The organism is Paenibacillus sp. RC67 (assembly GCF_030020805.1).
In the GTDB taxonomy this organism is placed as follows: Bacteria; Bacillota; Bacilli; order Paenibacillales; family NBRC-103111; genus Paenibacillus_S.
In genome coordinates this window covers 7,486,370-7,502,421 of the sequence record NZ_CP125098.1, presented here as the reverse complement: position 1 = coordinate 7,502,421, position 16,052 = coordinate 7,486,370, and the positions used below count along the sequence as shown (strand labels likewise).

At 44.2% G+C, this 16,052-nt stretch carries 27 protein-coding genes; all 27 read left to right on the top strand.

From position 1 onward, the window contains the following. Window positions 1-28 precede the first annotated feature (28 nt). Entirely contained in the window at window positions 29-2,104 is a 2,076-nt protein-coding gene (gene fusA, locus QMA13_RS34050; RefSeq protein ID WP_282938112.1) for an elongation factor G, read from the top strand. Between the two features lie 33 nt (window positions 2,105-2,137). Then, window positions 2,138-3,328 carry an elongation factor Tu gene (gene tuf, locus QMA13_RS34045; protein ID WP_282938110.1) on the top strand — a complete coding sequence of 397 codons (1,191 nt, stop codon included), beginning with the start codon at window positions 2,138-2,140 and terminating at the stop codon, window positions 3,326-3,328. A 242-nt stretch (window positions 3,329-3,570) separates the two neighbouring features. After that, on the top strand, window positions 3,571-3,879 hold the full coding sequence (gene rpsJ / locus QMA13_RS34040) for a 30S ribosomal protein S10 (RefSeq protein ID WP_005544556.1): 309 nt from the start codon (window positions 3,571-3,573) through the stop codon (window positions 3,877-3,879). 51 nt (window positions 3,880-3,930) lie between these two features. After that, window positions 3,931-4,548 (top strand): 50S ribosomal protein L3, encoded by a 618-nt coding sequence (rplC, locus tag QMA13_RS34035; protein WP_282938090.1) that lies wholly within the window; start codon window positions 3,931-3,933, stop codon window positions 4,546-4,548. A 26-nt stretch (window positions 4,549-4,574) separates the two neighbouring features. Next, window positions 4,575-5,198, top strand: a complete 624-nt coding sequence (gene rplD / locus QMA13_RS34030) for a 50S ribosomal protein L4 (RefSeq protein WP_282938088.1) — start codon at window positions 4,575-4,577, stop codon at window positions 5,196-5,198. Next, the gene (rplW, locus tag QMA13_RS34025; protein ID WP_028552014.1) at window positions 5,198-5,488 is read left to right on the top strand and encodes a 50S ribosomal protein L23; all 291 of its coding nucleotides are present in this window, start codon (window positions 5,198-5,200) and stop codon (window positions 5,486-5,488) included. Before rplD ends, rplW begins: the two co-directional genes overlap by 1 nt. Window positions 5,489-5,519: 31 nt before the next feature. Continuing rightward, window positions 5,520-6,350, top strand: a complete 831-nt coding sequence (gene rplB, locus QMA13_RS34020; RefSeq protein WP_282938086.1) for a 50S ribosomal protein L2 — start codon at window positions 5,520-5,522, stop codon at window positions 6,348-6,350. Between the two features lie 39 nt (window positions 6,351-6,389). Next, window positions 6,390-6,668, top strand: a complete 279-nt coding sequence (gene rpsS / locus QMA13_RS34015) for a 30S ribosomal protein S19 (RefSeq protein WP_028552012.1) — start codon at window positions 6,390-6,392, stop codon at window positions 6,666-6,668. A gap of 46 nt (window positions 6,669-6,714) precedes the next feature. Continuing rightward, a complete protein-coding gene (gene rplV, locus QMA13_RS34010; RefSeq protein ID WP_282938084.1) occupies window positions 6,715-7,050 on the top strand; it encodes a 50S ribosomal protein L22 in 336 nt (111 codons plus the stop codon). 13 nt (window positions 7,051-7,063) lie between these two features. Continuing rightward, window positions 7,064-7,729, top strand: coding sequence for a 30S ribosomal protein S3 (rpsC, locus tag QMA13_RS34005; protein WP_282938083.1), 666 nt, complete (start codon window positions 7,064-7,066; stop codon window positions 7,727-7,729). 2 nt (window positions 7,730-7,731) lie between these two features. After that, complete coding sequence (gene rplP, locus QMA13_RS34000) at window positions 7,732-8,166, top strand: 50S ribosomal protein L16 (protein ID WP_282938081.1); 435 nt, start codon at window positions 7,732-7,734, stop codon at window positions 8,164-8,166. Continuing rightward, a complete protein-coding gene (gene rpmC / locus QMA13_RS33995) occupies window positions 8,156-8,356 on the top strand; it encodes a 50S ribosomal protein L29 (protein ID WP_282938079.1) in 201 nt (66 codons plus the stop codon). The genes rplP and rpmC overlap by 11 nt, the downstream gene beginning before the upstream one ends. A 24-nt stretch (window positions 8,357-8,380) precedes the next feature. Beyond that, window positions 8,381-8,644, top strand: a complete 264-nt coding sequence (gene rpsQ / locus QMA13_RS33990) for a 30S ribosomal protein S17 (RefSeq protein ID WP_028552007.1) — start codon at window positions 8,381-8,383, stop codon at window positions 8,642-8,644. A gap of 41 nt (window positions 8,645-8,685) precedes the next feature. Then, entirely contained in the window at window positions 8,686-9,054 is a 369-nt protein-coding gene (gene rplN, locus QMA13_RS33985; RefSeq protein WP_076237453.1) for a 50S ribosomal protein L14, read from the top strand. A 119-nt stretch (window positions 9,055-9,173) separates the two neighbouring features. Continuing rightward, window positions 9,174-9,527, top strand: coding sequence for a 50S ribosomal protein L24 (gene rplX / locus QMA13_RS33980; RefSeq protein ID WP_081824385.1), 354 nt, complete (start codon window positions 9,174-9,176; stop codon window positions 9,525-9,527). A 32-nt stretch (window positions 9,528-9,559) separates the two neighbouring features. Further along, the gene (gene rplE / locus QMA13_RS33975) at window positions 9,560-10,102 is read left to right on the top strand and encodes a 50S ribosomal protein L5 (RefSeq protein WP_028552004.1); all 543 of its coding nucleotides are present in this window, start codon (window positions 9,560-9,562) and stop codon (window positions 10,100-10,102) included. Window positions 10,103-10,130: 28 nt separating this feature from the next. Beyond that, complete coding sequence (locus tag QMA13_RS33970) at window positions 10,131-10,316, top strand: type Z 30S ribosomal protein S14 (protein WP_026326663.1); 186 nt, start codon at window positions 10,131-10,133, stop codon at window positions 10,314-10,316. Window positions 10,317-10,348: 32 nt separating this feature from the next. After that, window positions 10,349-10,747: a 30S ribosomal protein S8 gene (gene rpsH, locus QMA13_RS33965; RefSeq protein WP_028552003.1), complete on the top strand. Its 399-nt coding sequence runs from the start codon at window positions 10,349-10,351 to the stop codon at window positions 10,745-10,747. 31 nt (window positions 10,748-10,778) lie between these two features. Beyond that, entirely contained in the window at window positions 10,779-11,321 is a 543-nt protein-coding gene (rplF, locus tag QMA13_RS33960) for a 50S ribosomal protein L6 (protein WP_282938073.1), read from the top strand. 51 nt (window positions 11,322-11,372) lie between these two features. Continuing rightward, a complete protein-coding gene (gene rplR, locus QMA13_RS33955; protein ID WP_028552001.1) occupies window positions 11,373-11,741 on the top strand; it encodes a 50S ribosomal protein L18 in 369 nt (122 codons plus the stop codon). A gap of 29 nt (window positions 11,742-11,770) precedes the next feature. After that, the gene (gene rpsE, locus QMA13_RS33950) at window positions 11,771-12,268 is read left to right on the top strand and encodes a 30S ribosomal protein S5 (protein WP_028552000.1); all 498 of its coding nucleotides are present in this window, start codon (window positions 11,771-11,773) and stop codon (window positions 12,266-12,268) included. Between the two features lie 11 nt (window positions 12,269-12,279). Continuing rightward, a complete protein-coding gene (gene rpmD / locus QMA13_RS33945) occupies window positions 12,280-12,468 on the top strand; it encodes a 50S ribosomal protein L30 (RefSeq protein ID WP_282938070.1) in 189 nt (62 codons plus the stop codon). A 37-nt stretch (window positions 12,469-12,505) separates the two neighbouring features. Further along, window positions 12,506-12,946, top strand: a complete 441-nt coding sequence (gene rplO, locus QMA13_RS33940) for a 50S ribosomal protein L15 (RefSeq protein ID WP_282938069.1) — start codon at window positions 12,506-12,508, stop codon at window positions 12,944-12,946. After that, the gene (gene secY, locus QMA13_RS33935; RefSeq protein ID WP_282938068.1) at window positions 12,946-14,247 is read left to right on the top strand and encodes a preprotein translocase subunit SecY; all 1,302 of its coding nucleotides are present in this window, start codon (window positions 12,946-12,948) and stop codon (window positions 14,245-14,247) included. The genes rplO and secY overlap by 1 nt, the downstream gene beginning before the upstream one ends. Before the next feature lie 84 nt (window positions 14,248-14,331). After that, window positions 14,332-14,985 carry an adenylate kinase gene (locus QMA13_RS33930; RefSeq protein ID WP_282938066.1) on the top strand — a complete coding sequence of 218 codons (654 nt, stop codon included), beginning with the start codon at window positions 14,332-14,334 and terminating at the stop codon, window positions 14,983-14,985. Next, complete coding sequence (gene map / locus QMA13_RS33925) at window positions 14,982-15,734, top strand: type I methionyl aminopeptidase (protein ID WP_282938064.1); 753 nt, start codon at window positions 14,982-14,984, stop codon at window positions 15,732-15,734. The genes QMA13_RS33930 and map overlap by 4 nt, the downstream gene beginning before the upstream one ends. 8 nt (window positions 15,735-15,742) lie before the next feature. Then, window positions 15,743-16,051: a KOW domain-containing RNA-binding protein gene (locus tag QMA13_RS33920; RefSeq protein WP_282938062.1), complete on the top strand. Its 309-nt coding sequence runs from the start codon at window positions 15,743-15,745 to the stop codon at window positions 16,049-16,051. The last annotated feature ends 1 nt before the right edge of the window (window position 16,052 follow it).

Sequence of the window (16,052 nt, the reverse complement as noted above, 5' to 3'; positions counted from 1 at the left end):
TTCCTGATAATAGGAAGGAGACAACCTAATGGCTAGAGAGTTCTCCTTGAAAGATACGCGTAATATCGGGATTATGGCGCATATTGATGCGGGTAAAACGACTACAACTGAGCGTATCTTGTTCTACACAGGCCGTACTCATAAAATCGGTGAAGTGCACGAAGGTGCTGCAACGATGGACTGGATGGAACAAGAGCAAGAGCGCGGTATTACAATAACGTCTGCCGCTACGACTGCTGCTTGGAAAGGTCACCGCATCAATATCATCGATACCCCGGGACACGTTGACTTCACTGTTGAAGTTGAACGTTCCCTGCGCGTGTTAGATGGAGCAGTTGGTGTGTTCAGTGCGAAGGAAGGCGTTGAGCCTCAATCCGAGACAGTTTGGAGACAAGCTGACCGTTACGGAGTTCCTCGTATTGGATACGTTAATAAAATGGACATCATCGGTGCAGACTTCTTGGGTGTAATTCAGCAAATGCGTGAAAGACTAGGCGCAAATGCGGTTCCTATTCAACTGCCTATCGGTGCTGAAAGTGATTTCATCGGTATTATCGATTTGATCGAGCAAGTTGCCTACATCTTTAAAGATGATATGGGTAAAGAAGTAGATCAAGTTGAAATTCCTGAAGAATACAAAGCAAAAGTGGAAGAGCTTCGTCTGGACCTCGTAGAAAAAGTTGCTGAGCTTGATGAAGAGCTTACAATGAAATACCTCGAGGGTGAAGAACTGACTGTTGAAGAGATCAAAAGAGCTCTTCGCATTGGTACTTGCCAAGTAAAAATCTTCCCTGTTGTTTGTGGTTCTTCTTACCGTAACAAAGGCGTTCCTTTGATGATCGATGCTGTTGTAGATTACCTGCCAGCTCCGATCGACGTTCCTGACATTAAAGGAACTTTGGAAGATGGTACGGAAGTTATTCGTAAATCTGCTGACGATCAACCGTTTGCTGCTCTTGCTTTCAAGATCATGACGGATCCGTTTGTTGGTAAATTAACGTTCTTCCGCGTATATTCTGGTGTGTTAAGCTCCGGATCTTACGTAATCAACTCCACTAAAGGCAAACGTGAAAGAATCGGCCGTATCCTGCAAATGCATGCTAACAGCCGTCAAGAAATCAGCGAAGTTTACTCCGGTGATATCGCGGCTGCAGTTGGTTTGAAAGATACGACAACCGGTGACACCCTTTGTGATGAGAAAAATCCGGTAATCTTGGAGTCCATGAACTTCCCTGAACCGGTTATCCAACTTGCTGTTGAGCCTAAAACTAAGGCTGACCAAGATAAAATGGGTATCGCATTGCAAAAACTGTCTGAAGAGGATCCAACTTTCCGTGCTCACACGGACGAAGAAACAGGCCAAACGATTATCGCCGGTATGGGTGAGCTTCACCTGGAGATCTTGGTTGACCGTATGCTTCGTGAGTTCAAGGTAGAGACCAACGTGGGTAAACCACAGGTTGCTTACCGTGAAACATTCCGTCAAGCAGCTAAAGTTGAAGGCAAATTCGTTCGCCAATCCGGTGGCCGTGGTCAATACGGACATTGTTGGGTTGAGTTCGAACCTCTTGAAGCAGGCAGCGGATTCGTATTTGAAAGCAAAATCGTGGGTGGATCTATTCCTAGAGAATATGTTGCTCCGATTCAAGCTGGTATTGAAGAATCCATGAAGAACGGCGTATACGCTGGCTTCCCTCTTGTTGACATTAAAGCGACTGTCGTTGATGGTTCTTACCATGATGTTGACTCCAGTGAGATGGCGTTTAAAATTGCTGGTTCCATGGCTTTGAAAGCAGCTGCTGAAAAATGCCGTCCTGCATTGCTTGAGCCAATCATGAAAGTAGAAGTTACTGTACCTGAAGAGTACATGGGCGATGTAATGGGTGACCTGAACTCCCGCCGTGGACGTATCGAAGGTATGGACACTCGTCACGGTGCTCAAATCATTCGTGCGAAGGTACCTCTTTCTGAAATGTTTGGTTACTCCACTACTTTGCGTTCCAGAACACAAGGTCGCGGTGTATACTCTATGGAAATTTCCCACTATGAAGAAGTGCCTAAGTCCATTGCAGAAGAAATCGTTGCAAAGAACAAAGGCGCATAAAAATAAATGTCTATTTAAGGAGGCAATCTAACCATGGCAAAAGCTAAATTTGAACGTACTAAACCACACGTTAACATCGGTACCATCGGTCACGTTGACCACGGTAAAACAACTTTGACGGCTGCTATCACAACTGTATTGTCCAAAAGATACGGTGGTGCAGCTGTAGCATTTGACCAAATCGACAAAGCTCCAGAAGAGCGTGAGCGCGGTATCACTATCTCCACAGCACACGTTGAGTATGAAACTCCTAACCGTCACTACGCACACGTAGACTGCCCAGGCCATGCTGACTATGTTAAAAACATGATCACTGGTGCTGCACAAATGGACGGAGCGATCCTGGTTGTATCCGCAGCTGACGGCCCAATGCCGCAAACTCGTGAGCACATCCTGTTGTCCCGCCAAGTAGGCGTTCCTTACATCGTTGTATTCTTGAACAAATGCGACATGGTTGAAGATGCAGAACTTCTTGAATTGGTTGAAATGGAAGTTCGTGACCTTCTTAACGAATACGAATTCCCAGGTGATGATACTCCAATCATCCATGGTGCAGCTCGTGAAGCTCTTCAAAACCCAGATGGTGCTTGGGCTGACAAAATTATCGAATTGTTCGAACAAATCGATACTTACATCCCAACTCCTGAGCGTCAAACTGACAAGCCTTTCTTGATGCCTGTTGAGGATGTATTCTCCATTACAGGTCGTGGTACTGTTGCTACGGGTCGTGTTGAGCGTGGTACAGTTAAAGTTCAAGAAGAAGTTGAAATCGTTGGTTTGCAAGAAGAAACTCGCAAATGTATCGTTACTGGCGTTGAGATGTTCCGTAAATTGTTGGATTCCGCTCAAGCGGGCGACAACATCGGCGCATTGCTGCGTGGTGTAGATCGTAAAGATATCGAGCGTGGTCAAGTATTGGCAAAACCGGGTTCGGTTAAACCACACACTAACTTCTCTGCTCAAATCTACGTTTTGACTAAAGAAGAGGGTGGCCGTCACAAGCCTTTCTTCACTGGCTACCGTCCACAGTTCTACTTCCGTACAACTGATGTTACTGGTATCATCAACTTGCCAGAAGGTACTGAAATGGTTATGCCTGGTGATAACATCACCGTTACTGTTGAATTGATCTCCTCGATCGCTATCGAAGAAGGTACTCGTTTCGCGATTCGCGAAGGCGGACGTACTGTTGGTGCGGGCGCGGTTGCTACAATCAGCAAGTAATATTTGAATAAACGGATCCCTTCATCTATCATAAGATGAAGGGATTTATTTTTTTAGGCAAATGCATAAAGATTGACTTGCTTTTTCTTTTTGTATTCTATATAATAATGGAGTTGGTCTGTGACGTTGCGATGACGTGAGAGGTTGCTGACACACCCGGCCCCTTTGCCATAGGGGCGGCGTCAGGAGATTTTCACTGAGTATGTCCGATACTAAATTGGGCGATAGAAGGAGGGAATACTATGGCAAAGCAAAAAATTCGTATTCGTTTGAAGGCTTATGATCACAGAATTCTGGATCAATCCGCTGAGAAAATTGTTGAAACTGCGAAACGTTCTGGTGCAGGCGTATCAGGTCCGATTCCGCTGCCAACGGAGAAACAAATCATTACGATTCTTCGTGCGGTTCACAAATACAAAGACTCACGCGAACAATTCGAAATGCGCACACATAAGCGCTTGATCGATATTGTTAACCCAACGCCGCAAACAGTAGATGCTTTGATGCGTTTGGATCTGCCGTCCGGTGTGGACATTGAAATTAAATTGTAATTCACATGTGAATAAATAAATGAACGTATAAGAGGAAAAGAGGTGTCAACGATGAAAGGTATCTTAGGGAAAAAACTTGGAATGACTCAAGTGTTTACTCCAGAAGGTTTGGTAATTCCGGTAACTGTAATTCAAGCGGGTCCTTGTACTGTTCTTCAGAAGAAGGATGCAGAAAATGATGGTTACGAAGCAATCCAAATCGGCTTTGAAGATAAAAAAGAAAAAAATGCAATTAAACCTGAGTTGGGCCATGCGAAAAAAGCGGGCGCAACACCTAAGCGCTACGTAAAAGAAATTCGCGGCATGTCTGAATATGAAGTTGGCCAAGAAATTAAAGCTGACTTGTTCGCTGCTGGTGAATTCGTTGACGTAACGGGTACATCCAAAGGTAAAGGGTTCCAAGGTGTTATCAAAAGACATAATCAATCCACAGGTCCGATGGCTCACGGTTCCCGTTATCACCGCGGTCCAGGTTCCATGGGTTCGATCCAAGCTAACCGCGTTCCTAAAGGTAAGAAATTGCCAGGGCATATGGGTAGCGAAACGGTAACATTGCAAAACCTTGAAGTTATTAAAGTAGATACTGAGCGTAATGTAATTTTGGTTAAAGGCTCCATTCCGGGTCCTAAAAACAGCTACGTTAGCGTGAAGTCTACAGTTAAGAAATAAGTAAAGTAGGAAAGGAGGATTAACAGATGCCAAAAGTAGCATTATACAACGTTAGTGGTTCCCAAGTGGGAGAAGTTGAGTTGTCGGATTCCGTATTCGGTATCGAGCCTCACGTTCACGTGTTGAACGAAGCGGTTCTTATGCAACGTGCTTCCCTGCGTCTTGGTACACATAAAGTTAAAGGTCGTTCTGAAGTGCGCGGTGGTGGTCGTAAACCTTGGAAACAAAAAGGTACAGGCCGTGCCCGTCAAGGTAGTATTCGTGCCCCTCAATGGAAGGGTGGCGGCGTAGTGTTCGGGCCGACTCCACGGAGCTATGCTTACAAGCTTCCTAAAAAAGTTCGTCGTCTTGCGATTAAATCTGCATTATCTTCCAAGGTAATCGGAAATGAAATCATCGTGTTGGATCAATTGACATTGGCTCAACCAAAGACAAAAGATTTTGCAGCAATTCTTAGCAATTTGAAAGTGGACCGTAAAGCTTTGGTAGTAACAGCTGGTTACGAAGAAAACGTAGCATTGTCCGCGCGTAACATTCCAGGCATCAAATTTGTGGTGGCTGACGGAATTAACGTGCTTGATGTTATGGTTTATGACAAGCTGATCATTACTAAGGATGCGGTACAGAAGGTAGAGGAGGTGTTTGCGTAATGAAGAACCCTCGCGACATTATTAAGCGCCCTGTGATCACTGAGCGTACTAGTGATATGATGGCCGAGAAGAAATATGTCTTCGAAGTGGAACTCCGTGCGAACAAAACGGAAATTAAACAGGCCATTGAGTCTATTTTCAAAGTGAAAGTTACTAATGTTAACACACTGAGAATGCCTGCTAAGCCTAAGCGTTACGGTCGTCATTCCGGATATACATCCGAATGGAAAAAAGCGATTGTTTCCTTGAGCGCAGACAGCAAAGAACTCGAATTCTTCGAGAACGCGTAATCTAATCTTTTAAAGTAAGGAGGGAAACCTAGTGCCAATCAAAAAATATAAACCAACATCGCCTGCTCGTCGCGCTATGTCGGTTTCTACATTCGAAGAAATCACAACTTCAACACCAGAGAAATCGTTGTTGGCTCCTCTTAGCAAAAAAGCGGGTCGCAACAATCAAGGTAAAATTACGGTTCGTCACCAAGGTGGAGGACACAAACGTAAATACCGGATTATCGATTTCAAACGGACCAAAGACGGAATACCTGGACGCGTTGCTACAATCGAGTATGACCCGAACCGTTCGGCTAACATCGCTTTGATTCACTATGCTGATGGTGAAAAACGCTACATCATCGCTCCTAAAGGTTTGAAAGTGGGCGACCAAATTTTCTCCGGCGCTGACGCTGATATCAAAATCGGTAATGCATTGCCGCTTGAAAATATTCCAGTTGGTACGGTTATCCACAATATTGAGTTAAAACCTGGTAAAGGCGGACAATTGGTGCGCGCTGCAGGTACTGAAGCTCAATTGCTTGGTAAAGAAGAACAATATGTAACCATTCGTCTTTCTTCCGGCGAAGTAAGAAGAGTATTGAAAGTTTGCCGTGCTACAATCGGTTCCGTAGGTAACGAAGACTACGAATTGGTGAAAATCGGTAAAGCTGGACGTTCCCGCTGGTTGGGTCAAAGACCTGAAGTGCGTGGGGTAGTAATGAACCCTAACGATCACCCTCACGGTGGTGGTGAAGGCCGCGCTCCAATCGGACGTAAATCCCCGATGTCTCCATGGGGTAAACCGACTCTTGGTTATAAAACACGTAAAAAAGGCAAAGCTTCTGATAAATATATCGTTCGTCGTCGTACGAAGTAATATAATTCTCGTCACGATTAATGAAGGGAGGAACGAAACATGGGTCGCAGTTTGAAAAAGGGGCCTTTCGTGGATGACTATCTAATGAAGAAAGTCGAAGCGCAAGGTGATACTACGAAGAAACAAGTAATTAAAACTTGGTCTCGCCGTTCTACCATTTTCCCGCAATTCATCGGTTTCACTTTTGCGGTTTATGATGGCAGAAAGCACGTGCCGGTTTATGTAACGGAAGATATGGTTGGACACAAACTGGGTGAGTTTGCTCCAACTCGTACTTACAAAGGTCACGATGATGACAAAAAAACTAGCAAGCGCTAATCAGAGCGTTTTGTAATATGAGCTGTAAATGAGAGGAGGTACTTCCATGCAACAAGCAAAATCTATTGCAAGATTCGTTCGCATTGCTCCTCGTAAGGTGCAATTGGTGATCGACTTGATCCGCGGCAAGCAAGTTGGAGAAGCGATTGCTATTCTGCGTCATACGCCGAAAGCAGCATCCCCAATTGTGGAGAAAGTGTTGAACTCCGCTATTGCTAATGCTGAGCATAACTACTCTATGGACCCTAACAACCTGGTTATTTCCCAAACGTTTGTTAACCAAGGTCCAACAATGAAGAGATTCCGTCCTCGCGCTATGGGACGTGCGAGCCGTATCAATAAACGTACCAGCCACATTACTGTAGTGGTATCTGAAAAATAAGGAGGGATAACGTGTGGGTCAGAAAGTAAACCCGGTAGGACTTAGAATTGGTATTATTCGCGATTGGGAATCCAAGTGGTACGCTGGTAAAGATTTCGGCGATCTGTTACTTGAGGATGTTAAAATCCGTGAGTACTTGAAAGGAAAGCTGAAAGATTCGGCTGTTTCCCATTTTGATATTGAACGTGCTGCTAACCGTGTTAATGTGACTATTCATACGGCGAAGCCTGGTATGGTTATCGGTAAAGGTGGCTCGGAAGTTGAAGTTATTCGTAACTACATCTCCAAGCTGACTAACGGTAAAAAAATCCACATCAATATCTCTGAAATTAAAAACCCTGAGCTGGACGCAATCTTGGTTGCAGAAAGCATTGCTCAACAATTGGAGCGTCGTGTATCGTTCCGTCGTGCAATGAAACAAGCGATCCAAAGATCCATGAGATCCGGGGCAAAAGGGATTAAAACATCAGTAAGCGGTCGTTTGGGTGGAGCGGAAATCGCCAGAACGGAAGGATACAGCGAGGGTACAGTACCTCTTCATACATTGCGTGCGGATATCGACTATGGTACAGCAGAAGCTCACACCACTTATGGTCGTATCGGTGTTAAAGTATGGATCTATCGTGGCGAAGTTCTTCCAACGGCTAAGAAAAAGGCTGTAACGGAAGGAGGCAACTAATCATGTTAGTTCCTAAACGTGTAAAACACCGTAAAGAACATCGTGGTAACATGCGCGGTCGTGCTAAAGGCGGTACGGAAGTGCATTTTGGAGAGTTTGGTTTGCAAGCAATGGAACCAGCATGGGTAACCAACCGTCAAATCGAAGCTGCCCGTATTGCGATGACTCGTTACATTAAACGTGGCGGTAAAGTTTGGATTAAAATTTTCCCTGCTAAACCAATTACTCAGAAACCTCTTGAGGTTCGTATGGGTAGCGGTAAAGGTAACGTAGAAAAATGGGTTGCTGTTGTTAAGCCAGGTAAAATCATGTTCGAACTTGCCGGCGTAAGTGAAGAGATTGCTCGCGAAGCATTGCGTCTCGCTTCTCACAAGCTGCCGATCAAAACGAAGTTTGTTAAAAGAGAAGATGTAGGTGGTGAAGCAAATGAAAGCTAGTGAATTTCGCAACTTAACCACTGCTGAGATTGAACAAAAGGTTACCGGATTTAAGGAACAACTCTTTAACCTCCGTTTTCAACTGGCTACCGGTCAACTGGAGAACCCAGTTCAGATTCGAGAAGTCCGCAAAGAGATTGCTCGTGCAAAGACTGTTTTGCGTGAAAGAGAACTGGGTATCATTAGTTAATGAATGAGAGAGGAGGATCTCCCAATGAGTGAACGTAACGAACGTAAAACTCAGGTAGGTAAAGTCGTTAGTAACAAAATGGATAAAACCATCGTTGTTGCTGTTGAGACTTACAAAAAGCACGATCTTTACCACAAGAGAATTAAATATACGAAAAAATTTAAAGCTCATGACGAAAACAACGAGGCTCAAATCGGTGACGTTGTAAAAGTTATGGAAACTCGTCCGATCTCCAAAGACAAGCGTTGGAGACTGATCGAAGTCGTTGAAAAAGCGGTTATCGTTTAAGATAAACAATGTGCATCAATTCCGGAAGGAGGGTTTAGACAATGATTCAACCTCTATCTCGTTTAAAAGTAGCTGACAACTCTGGTGCGAAACAGCTTATGTGTATCCGCGTTTTGGGTGGTACTGGTCGTCGCGTTGGTCATATCGGTGATTTGATCATCTGCTCCGTGAAAGAAGCAACACCAGGTGGCGTTGTCAAAAAAGGTGATGTTGTTAAAGCAGTTATCGTTCGTACGAAGAGCGGTGCTCGTCGTAAAGACGGTTCTTATATCACTTTTGACGAAAATGCAGCTGTAATCGTAAAAGATGACAAGAGTCCTCGTGGAACTCGTATCTTTGGACCAGTTGCTCGTGAACTTCGCGACAGAGATTTCATGAAAATTGTTTCTCTTGCTCCAGAAGTTATCTAATTAATGATGCTGCGTTCTCGGAACGCATAAAGGTTTTACGAAGTTAGCGTACGCCGTACGCTAAGCAAATGCTTACGATGTGAGTTTTCTACCGAAAACTCTTAGGAGGTGGAAATTCGATGCCAAACAAAGGTAAGAAATTAGAGTCTCACAACAATAAATTGCACGTGAAAAAAGATGACAGTGTGTTCGTGATTACAGGTAAAGACAAAGGCAAAAAAGGTCGTGTAATCGCAGCATATCCTCGAGAGAACCGTGTATTGGTTGAAGGTGTGAACATGATTAAGAAGCACGCTAAACCATCCCAAGCGAATCCTCAAGGCGGTATCATTTCGCAAGAAGCGCCTATTCACGTGTCTAACGTGATGCTGGTTGATCCAAAGAGCGGCCAACCTACACGTGTAGGTTACAAAGTATTGGACAACGGTAAAAAAGTGCGTGTAGCAAAAAAATCCGGTGAAGTCATCGATTAATCGTATAAGTTAGGAAAGGAGGTACATGAAACATGGCAGCAAGATTAAAAGATCGTTTTCTGAACGAAGTTACTCCTTCGTTGATGCAAAAGTTCAGCTATTCCACTGTTATGCAAGTGCCTAAAATTGAGAAAGTCGTAATCAACATGGGTGTTGGTGAGGCTGTTTCCAATTCCAAAGTGCTTGATGTTGCAGTTCAAGACCTTCAACTGATCGCTGGTCAAAAACCAGTAGTAACGAAGGCGAAAAAATCTATCGCAGGTTTCAAATTGCGTGAGAATATGCCAATCGGTGTTAAAGTTACATTGCGCGGCGAGCGTATGTACCACTTCTTGGACAAATTGTTCAATGTGGCACTTCCTCGGGTACGTGACTTCCGTGGTGTTTCCAACAAAGCATTCGACGGACGCGGTAACTACACACTTGGTCTTAAAGAGCAACTGATTTTCCCTGAAATCGAGTACGATAAAGTGGATAAAGTTCGTGGTATGGATATCGTTATTGTAACGACAGCTAAAACCGACGAAGAATCCCGTGAATTATTAACCCAATTAGGAATGCCGTTTATCAAATAAACGGTAAAAAGCGGAGGTGTAAAATTAAGTGGCAAAAACTTCGATGAAAGTGAAGCAGCAGCGCCCTCCTAAATTCAAGGTGCAGGCGTATACACGCTGCGAACGCTGTGGTCGTCCGCATTCCGTTCTACGGAAATTCAAAATTTGCAGAATTTGTTTCCGTGAATTAGCATACAAAGGCCAGATTCCTGGTGTTAAAAAAGCAAGCTGGTAATTACCCTAGTTTCGGGAAGGAGGTTCACAAATATGGTGATGTCAGATCCAATTGCAGATATGCTTACTCGCATTCGTAATGCAAACGTAGTGCGTCATGAAACGGTTGAAATTCCGGCTTCGAAGATCAAGAGAGAAATCGCTGAGATCCTCAAAAAGGAAGGCTTTATCCGTGACGCTGAATATATCGAGGATAACAAGCAAGGGATTATCCGTCTTTTCTTGAAATACGGCCCTAACAACGAACGTGTTATCTCCGGTCTGAAAAGAATCAGCAAACCGGGCTTACGTGTTTACACTCAAAGCCAAGAGGTGCCTCGTGTACTTGGCGGTTTGGGAATTGCAATTATTTCCACTTCCAAAGGTGTTATGACCGATAAGGAAGCTCGTCAGTCCAAAGCAGGCGGAGAAGTTATCTGCTACGTGTGGTAATACAGAATTTAATTGAACGGAGGTGCAAACCATGTCCCGTATTGGTCGCAAGCCAATTACAATTCCAGGCGGAGTTAATGTAACTTTGGACAACACTTTAATTACGGTTAAAGGTCCTAAAGGAACATTGTCCCGTGAATTACACAGAGATATGAAGGTGGTTGTTACAGAAAGTGAAATTTCTGTAGAGCGTCCTTCTGATAATAAATTACATCGCTCCCTGCACGGTACGACAAGAAGTGTTGTTGCCAACATGGTTAATGGCGTAACGGAAGGATTTGTGAAATCCCTTGATTTGGTTGGTGTAGGTTACCGTGCTAACAAAACTGGCAACAAGCTGGTTCTGAACGTAGGTTACTCCCATCCAGTAGAAATCGAGCCTGAAAATGGCATCGAATTTGAAGTTCCAACTAACACTAAGATCATCGTTAAAGGTATCGATAAAGAGCTAGTTGGCGCAACAGCTGCAAAAGTACGTTCCGTACGTGAACCTGAACCGTATAAAGGTAAAGGTATTAAGTACGAAGGCGAGCGTATTCTTCGTAAAGAAGGTAAAGCAGGTAAGAAAAAATAAGATCGCGTAATGCGGTAATCTCTCATTCAAGTCGAAAGGAGTGAACCTCAAATGATTACAAAAGGCGATAAAAATAAAGCTCGTTTGAAAAGACACCTTCGTGTTCGTAAGAAAATCGAAGGTACTACTGAACGTCCACGCTTGAACATTTTCCGCTCTTCCAAACACATGTACGCTCAATTGATCGACGATGTGAAAGGTGTAACGATTGCTGCAGCTTCGACTCAAGATAAAGAGTTGAAAGAAAGCATCGGTAACGGCGGTAACGTAGAAGCAGCTCGTAAGGTCGGAGCATTAATTGCTGAGCGCGCTAAAAAGAACGGTGTACAACAAGTTGTTTTTGACCGCGGTGGATATCTGTATCACGGACGTGTGCAAGCTTTGGCTGACGCAGCTCGTGAAGCAGGCCTGGAATTCTAATCAAAACATTAACAAGGAGGTAAAGTCACTTGCGTATTGATCCCAATACTTTAGAGTTAACTGAAAAAGTTGTTAACATTAATCGCGTAGCTAAAGTAGTAAAAGGCGGACGTCGTTTCAGCTTCAGCGCACTTGTTGTTGTAGGCGACGGTAAAGGCTGGGTAGGCGCAGGAATCGGTAAAGCTGGTGAAGTACCTGATGCGATTCGCAAAGGTATTGAAGACGCCAAGAAAAACCTGATTCATGTACCTATCGTTGGCACAACGATTCCTCACTTGGTAATCGGTAAATTCGGAGCAGGCAGCGTATTGTTGAAACCTGCATCCAAAGGTACTGGAGTTATTGCCGGTGGTCCTGTTCGTGCGGTATTGGAGCTTGCTGGTGTAGGCGACATTCTGACAAAATCCCTAGGTTCTTCTAACTCCATCAACATGGTTAATGCTACATTGGAAGGTTTGCAGCGTCTGAAGCGTGCTGAAGAAGTTGCAAAACTGCGTGGCAAAACTGTTGAAGAACTTTTAGGTTAGGAGGGATAACCATGGCTAAGCAATTGCAAATTACCCTCAAGCGCAGTCTGATCGGTCGTCCGGAAGTACAGCGTCGTACAGTCGCTACTCTTGGACTCCGCAAGCTGCACCAAACGGTTACACAACAAGATAATGCTGCTATTCGCGGTATGGTCAATCAAGTGAGCCACTTGGTAGAAGTTAAAGAAATCGAAGCATAAATCCGATTAACAAAAAGCATTAGAGGAGGTGCAAACGATGAAGTTGCATGAACTTAGTTCTGCTGAAGGATCCCGCAAAACACGTAAACGCGTAGGCCGCGGTATCGGTAGTGGAATGGGAAAAACAGCTACTCGCGGACATAAAGGACAAAACTCCCGTTCCGGTGGGGGCGTTCGTCCAGGTTTTGAAGGAGGTCAAAATCCTCTATATCGTCGCTTGCCTAAGCGTGGTTTCACTAACCAATTCCGTAAGGAATTCGCGATTGTGAATCTGACTGAGCTTAACAAGTTCGCTGCTGGCACAGAAGTTACTCCAGAAGTTCTTCTTGAGTCCGGTATTGTGAAAAATGCAAGAGACGGCATTAAAATCTTGGGTAATGGCGAAATTACTGTTCAGTTGAACGTGAAAGCTAACAAGTTCTCTCAATCTGCGGTAGAGAAAATCCAAGCTGCCGGCGGTAAAACCGAGGTGATTTAATGTTTCGTACCATATCCAATATTTTTAAAGTGGATGATCTACGGAGAAGAATCATTTTCACCTTGCTGGTTTTGATCGTCTACAGAATTGGTGCTTTCATCCCGGTACCTAACATCAACACAGATATTTTGAAGCTTCAAGACCAGGCCAATTCCAGTGATGTATTTGGCTTGCTGAACACCTTTTCTGGTGGCGCACTGTTCCAATTCTCTATCTTTGCGATGGGAATTATGCCTTATATCACATCCTCGATTATAGTTCAGCTGTTATCGATGGATGTTATACCAAGGTTTGCACAGTGGGCTAAAGAGGGGGAAGTAGGCAGACGGAAGTTAGCGCAATTTACCCGTTATGGTACAATCGTATTAGGGCTAGTTCAAGCGTTTGGTTTGGCGATCGGATTTAACCGAATCTATGCTGGTCTTGTTGTGAATCCTACATTTGCAACATATGCTTTAATTGCGATTGTTCTTACTGCGGGAACTGCATTTCTGATGTGGTTAGGGGAACAAATCACTGAAAATGGAATTGGAAATGGTATTTCCATGATCATCTTTGCGGGGATTGTCGCTGCGATTCCTACAGGAATCTCGCAAATCGTCAAAACTCAGTTTGCAGAAGCTGGCGATGCACTATTTTTGAACATCATTAAGATGGTCATTATGGCTGTTGTTGTCATCGCGCTGATTGCCGGCGTCATCTTTATTCAACAAGGTGTGCGTAAAATTCCGGTTCAGTATGCAAAACGTGTTGTTGGCCGTAAAATGTATGGTGGACAATCGACACATATCCCTTTAAAGGTTAATGCAGCAGGCGTAATTCCGGTTATCTTTGCACTTTCGTTACTCGTATTCCCTCCAACGCTCGCGAGCTTTTGGAGAGGTAATCCGGTAGCGGACTGGATTATTACGAACTTGAACTATACACATCCGTTAGGGATGGTTTTGTACGTGTTACTTATCATTGGGTTTACCTTCTTCTATACGTTTGTTCAGATTAATCCTGAGCAAATGGCGGAACAAATGAAGAAAAACGGTGGTTATATCCCAGGGATTCGTCCAGGGAAAACAACTTCTGCTTACTTGACTAGAGTAATGACTCGCATTACCTTGTCCGGTGCTTTGTTCTTATCCGCGGTTTCCATCCTGCCTATGCTTCTTGGAAGTGTGGCCGGCTTACCGAACTCGGTAAGAATTGGCGGTACTTCTTTGCTGATTGTTATCGGTGTTGGTTTGGAAACGATGAAGCAAATCGAGACTCAATTGATCAAGCGCCACTACAAAGGCTTCATTAATAAATAGCAAATAGGTTCTGGTAGTTATTTATTAGCTATCGGCACCTATTGTGCTGTTAGCATCGTCTGATGCGATGGGGAGGAAATCATTATGAACGTGATTTTTATGGGACCTCCTGGTGCAGGAAAAGGTACACAGGCGGAAGGAATCGTCAATGAGTTTCAAATCCCGCATATTTCAACCGGTGATGCTTTCCGTTTAGCAATGAAACAGGAAACAGAGCTTGGTTTGGAAGCAAAAAAATATGTGGATCAAGGTTTGCTCGTTCCAGACGAAATCACCATTGGTATCGTAAAGGAACGTCTGCAGCAGCCGGATTGCGACAAAGGCTTCTTGCTGGATGGTTTTCCAAGAACCATTTCTCAAGCTGAAGCATTGGATGACATCATGGCATCTTTGGACAGAAGCATAGACCATGTTATCAACTTAAAGGTAGACCGTAGTCTACTTTTGGCTCGATTGACTGGACGAAGAATCTGTAAAGCATGTGGAGCTACGTATCATATCTTGTTTAACCCTCCAGCACGTGAAAATGTGTGTGATAAATGTTCTGGCGAATTGTATCAAAGATCAGACGATACTGAAGAAAAAGTAGGAACTCGTCTTGATGAATACACGAGCAAAACAGCACCTCTATTGTCGTATTACCGTAACAAAGGAAACTTACGTGAGGTTAACGGCGAGCAAGAAATAAGTGCGGTTACTACACAAATCATTTCACTATTGCGAGGGCAAGCGGAATGATCATTTGTAAGTCTGCAGCTGAATTGGAATTAATGAGAGAAGCAGGCCGCATTGTGGCTGATACGCATCTTTTGTTGCAAAAGGCCATTCAGCCCGATATTACAACTAAAGAGCTGGATCAAATCGCAGAAGCATATATTCGCAGTCAGGGCGCGACCCCATCTTTTAAAGGCTATAACGGTTTTTCTGGCAGCATCTGTGCTTCAGTCAATGATGAATTGGTACACGGTATACCCAGTGGGCGTAAGCTTAAAGATGGCGACATCATCAGTATCGATATCGGTGCAAACTACAAAGGATATCATGGTGACTCTGCTTGGACCTACGGAGTAGGGAATATTTCAGATACAGCCAAGAAGTTGTTGGAAGTAACCGAAAGATCTCTATATGCCGGCCTTGCAGAAGCCAAACCGGATGCGCGATTGTACACTATCTCTCACGCGATTCAAAAATGCGTCGAGGATGAAGGTTTTTCAATTGTTCGAGAGTATGTAGGACATGGTGTAGGTACAGAGCTTCATGAAGAACCTCAAATTCCGAATTACGGCTTACCTGATCGAGGACCTCGATTGAAGCCAGGTATGGTATTAGCGATTGAGCCTATGGTCAATGTAGGGGAGCGATACGTCAAAACCCTTCAAGATAATTGGACAGTCGTTACAGTGGATGGCACACTGTGCGCGCATTTCGAGCATACCATTGCTATTACCCCGGATGGGTATGAAATACTCACAAAGTCTCGGACGTAGGTGATAGAGTGGATTCGGTAAACATTCCACAGCTCGGGCAACTGGTTAGGATTATTCGTGGTAAGGACTCCGGGAAGTTTGCCGTTATAATCAGCGTCGAAGACCAACGATTCGTATGGATTGCCGACGGCGACAAACGGAAGTTCGACCAGCCTAAAAAGAAAAACTTGAATCATCTCGAGTTATTGCAAACGATCAGCAGCGAAGTAGTGGATAGCTTAGAAGAAAGCGGTCGTGTGACGAACGGTAAGTTACGTTTCGCACTGAAAAAGTACGTGATTCCAATGAATTCAGAAGCACATGAGAAAGGAGAATGAC

Bases quoted from the DNA above. Each gene is read 5' to 3' on its own strand.
- rplV (WP_282938084.1), top strand. From the start codon at position 6,715: ATGCAACAAGCAAAATCTATTGCAAGATTCGTTCGCATTGCTCCTCGT.
- rplO (WP_282938069.1), top strand. From the start codon at position 12,506: ATGAAGTTGCATGAACTTAGTTCTGCTGAAGGATCCCGCAAAACACGT.
- rplX (WP_081824385.1), top strand. From the start codon at position 9,174: ATGCCAAACAAAGGTAAGAAATTAGAGTCTCACAACAATAAATTGCAC.
- rplN (WP_076237453.1), top strand. From the start codon at position 8,686: ATGATTCAACCTCTATCTCGTTTAAAAGTAGCTGACAACTCTGGTGCG.
- rpsS (WP_028552012.1), top strand. From the start codon at position 6,390: ATGGGTCGCAGTTTGAAAAAGGGGCCTTTCGTGGATGACTATCTAATG.
- tuf (WP_282938110.1), top strand. From the start codon at position 2,138: ATGGCAAAAGCTAAATTTGAACGTACTAAACCACACGTTAACATCGGT.
- secY (WP_282938068.1), top strand. From the start codon at position 12,946: ATGTTTCGTACCATATCCAATATTTTTAAAGTGGATGATCTACGGAGA.
- rplE (WP_028552004.1), top strand. From the start codon at position 9,560: ATGGCAGCAAGATTAAAAGATCGTTTTCTGAACGAAGTTACTCCTTCG.
- rpsQ (WP_028552007.1), top strand. From the start codon at position 8,381: ATGAGTGAACGTAACGAACGTAAAACTCAGGTAGGTAAAGTCGTTAGT.
- fusA (WP_282938112.1), top strand. From the start codon at position 29: ATGGCTAGAGAGTTCTCCTTGAAAGATACGCGTAATATCGGGATTATG.
- map (WP_282938064.1), top strand. From the start codon at position 14,982: ATGATCATTTGTAAGTCTGCAGCTGAATTGGAATTAATGAGAGAAGCA.
- rplP (WP_282938081.1), top strand. From the start codon at position 7,732: ATGTTAGTTCCTAAACGTGTAAAACACCGTAAAGAACATCGTGGTAAC.
- rpmD (WP_282938070.1), top strand. From the start codon at position 12,280: ATGGCTAAGCAATTGCAAATTACCCTCAAGCGCAGTCTGATCGGTCGT.
- rplD (WP_282938088.1), top strand. From the start codon at position 4,575: ATGCCAAAAGTAGCATTATACAACGTTAGTGGTTCCCAAGTGGGAGAA.
- QMA13_RS33930 (WP_282938066.1), top strand. From the start codon at position 14,332: ATGAACGTGATTTTTATGGGACCTCCTGGTGCAGGAAAAGGTACACAG.
- rplF (WP_282938073.1), top strand. From the start codon at position 10,779: ATGTCCCGTATTGGTCGCAAGCCAATTACAATTCCAGGCGGAGTTAAT.
- rpsJ (WP_005544556.1), top strand. From the start codon at position 3,571: ATGGCAAAGCAAAAAATTCGTATTCGTTTGAAGGCTTATGATCACAGA.
- rplR (WP_028552001.1), top strand. From the start codon at position 11,373: ATGATTACAAAAGGCGATAAAAATAAAGCTCGTTTGAAAAGACACCTT.
- rplC (WP_282938090.1), top strand. From the start codon at position 3,931: ATGAAAGGTATCTTAGGGAAAAAACTTGGAATGACTCAAGTGTTTACT.
- rplW (WP_028552014.1), top strand. From the start codon at position 5,198: ATGAAGAACCCTCGCGACATTATTAAGCGCCCTGTGATCACTGAGCGT.
- rpmC (WP_282938079.1), top strand. From the start codon at position 8,156: ATGAAAGCTAGTGAATTTCGCAACTTAACCACTGCTGAGATTGAACAA.
- rpsH (WP_028552003.1), top strand. From the start codon at position 10,349: ATGGTGATGTCAGATCCAATTGCAGATATGCTTACTCGCATTCGTAAT.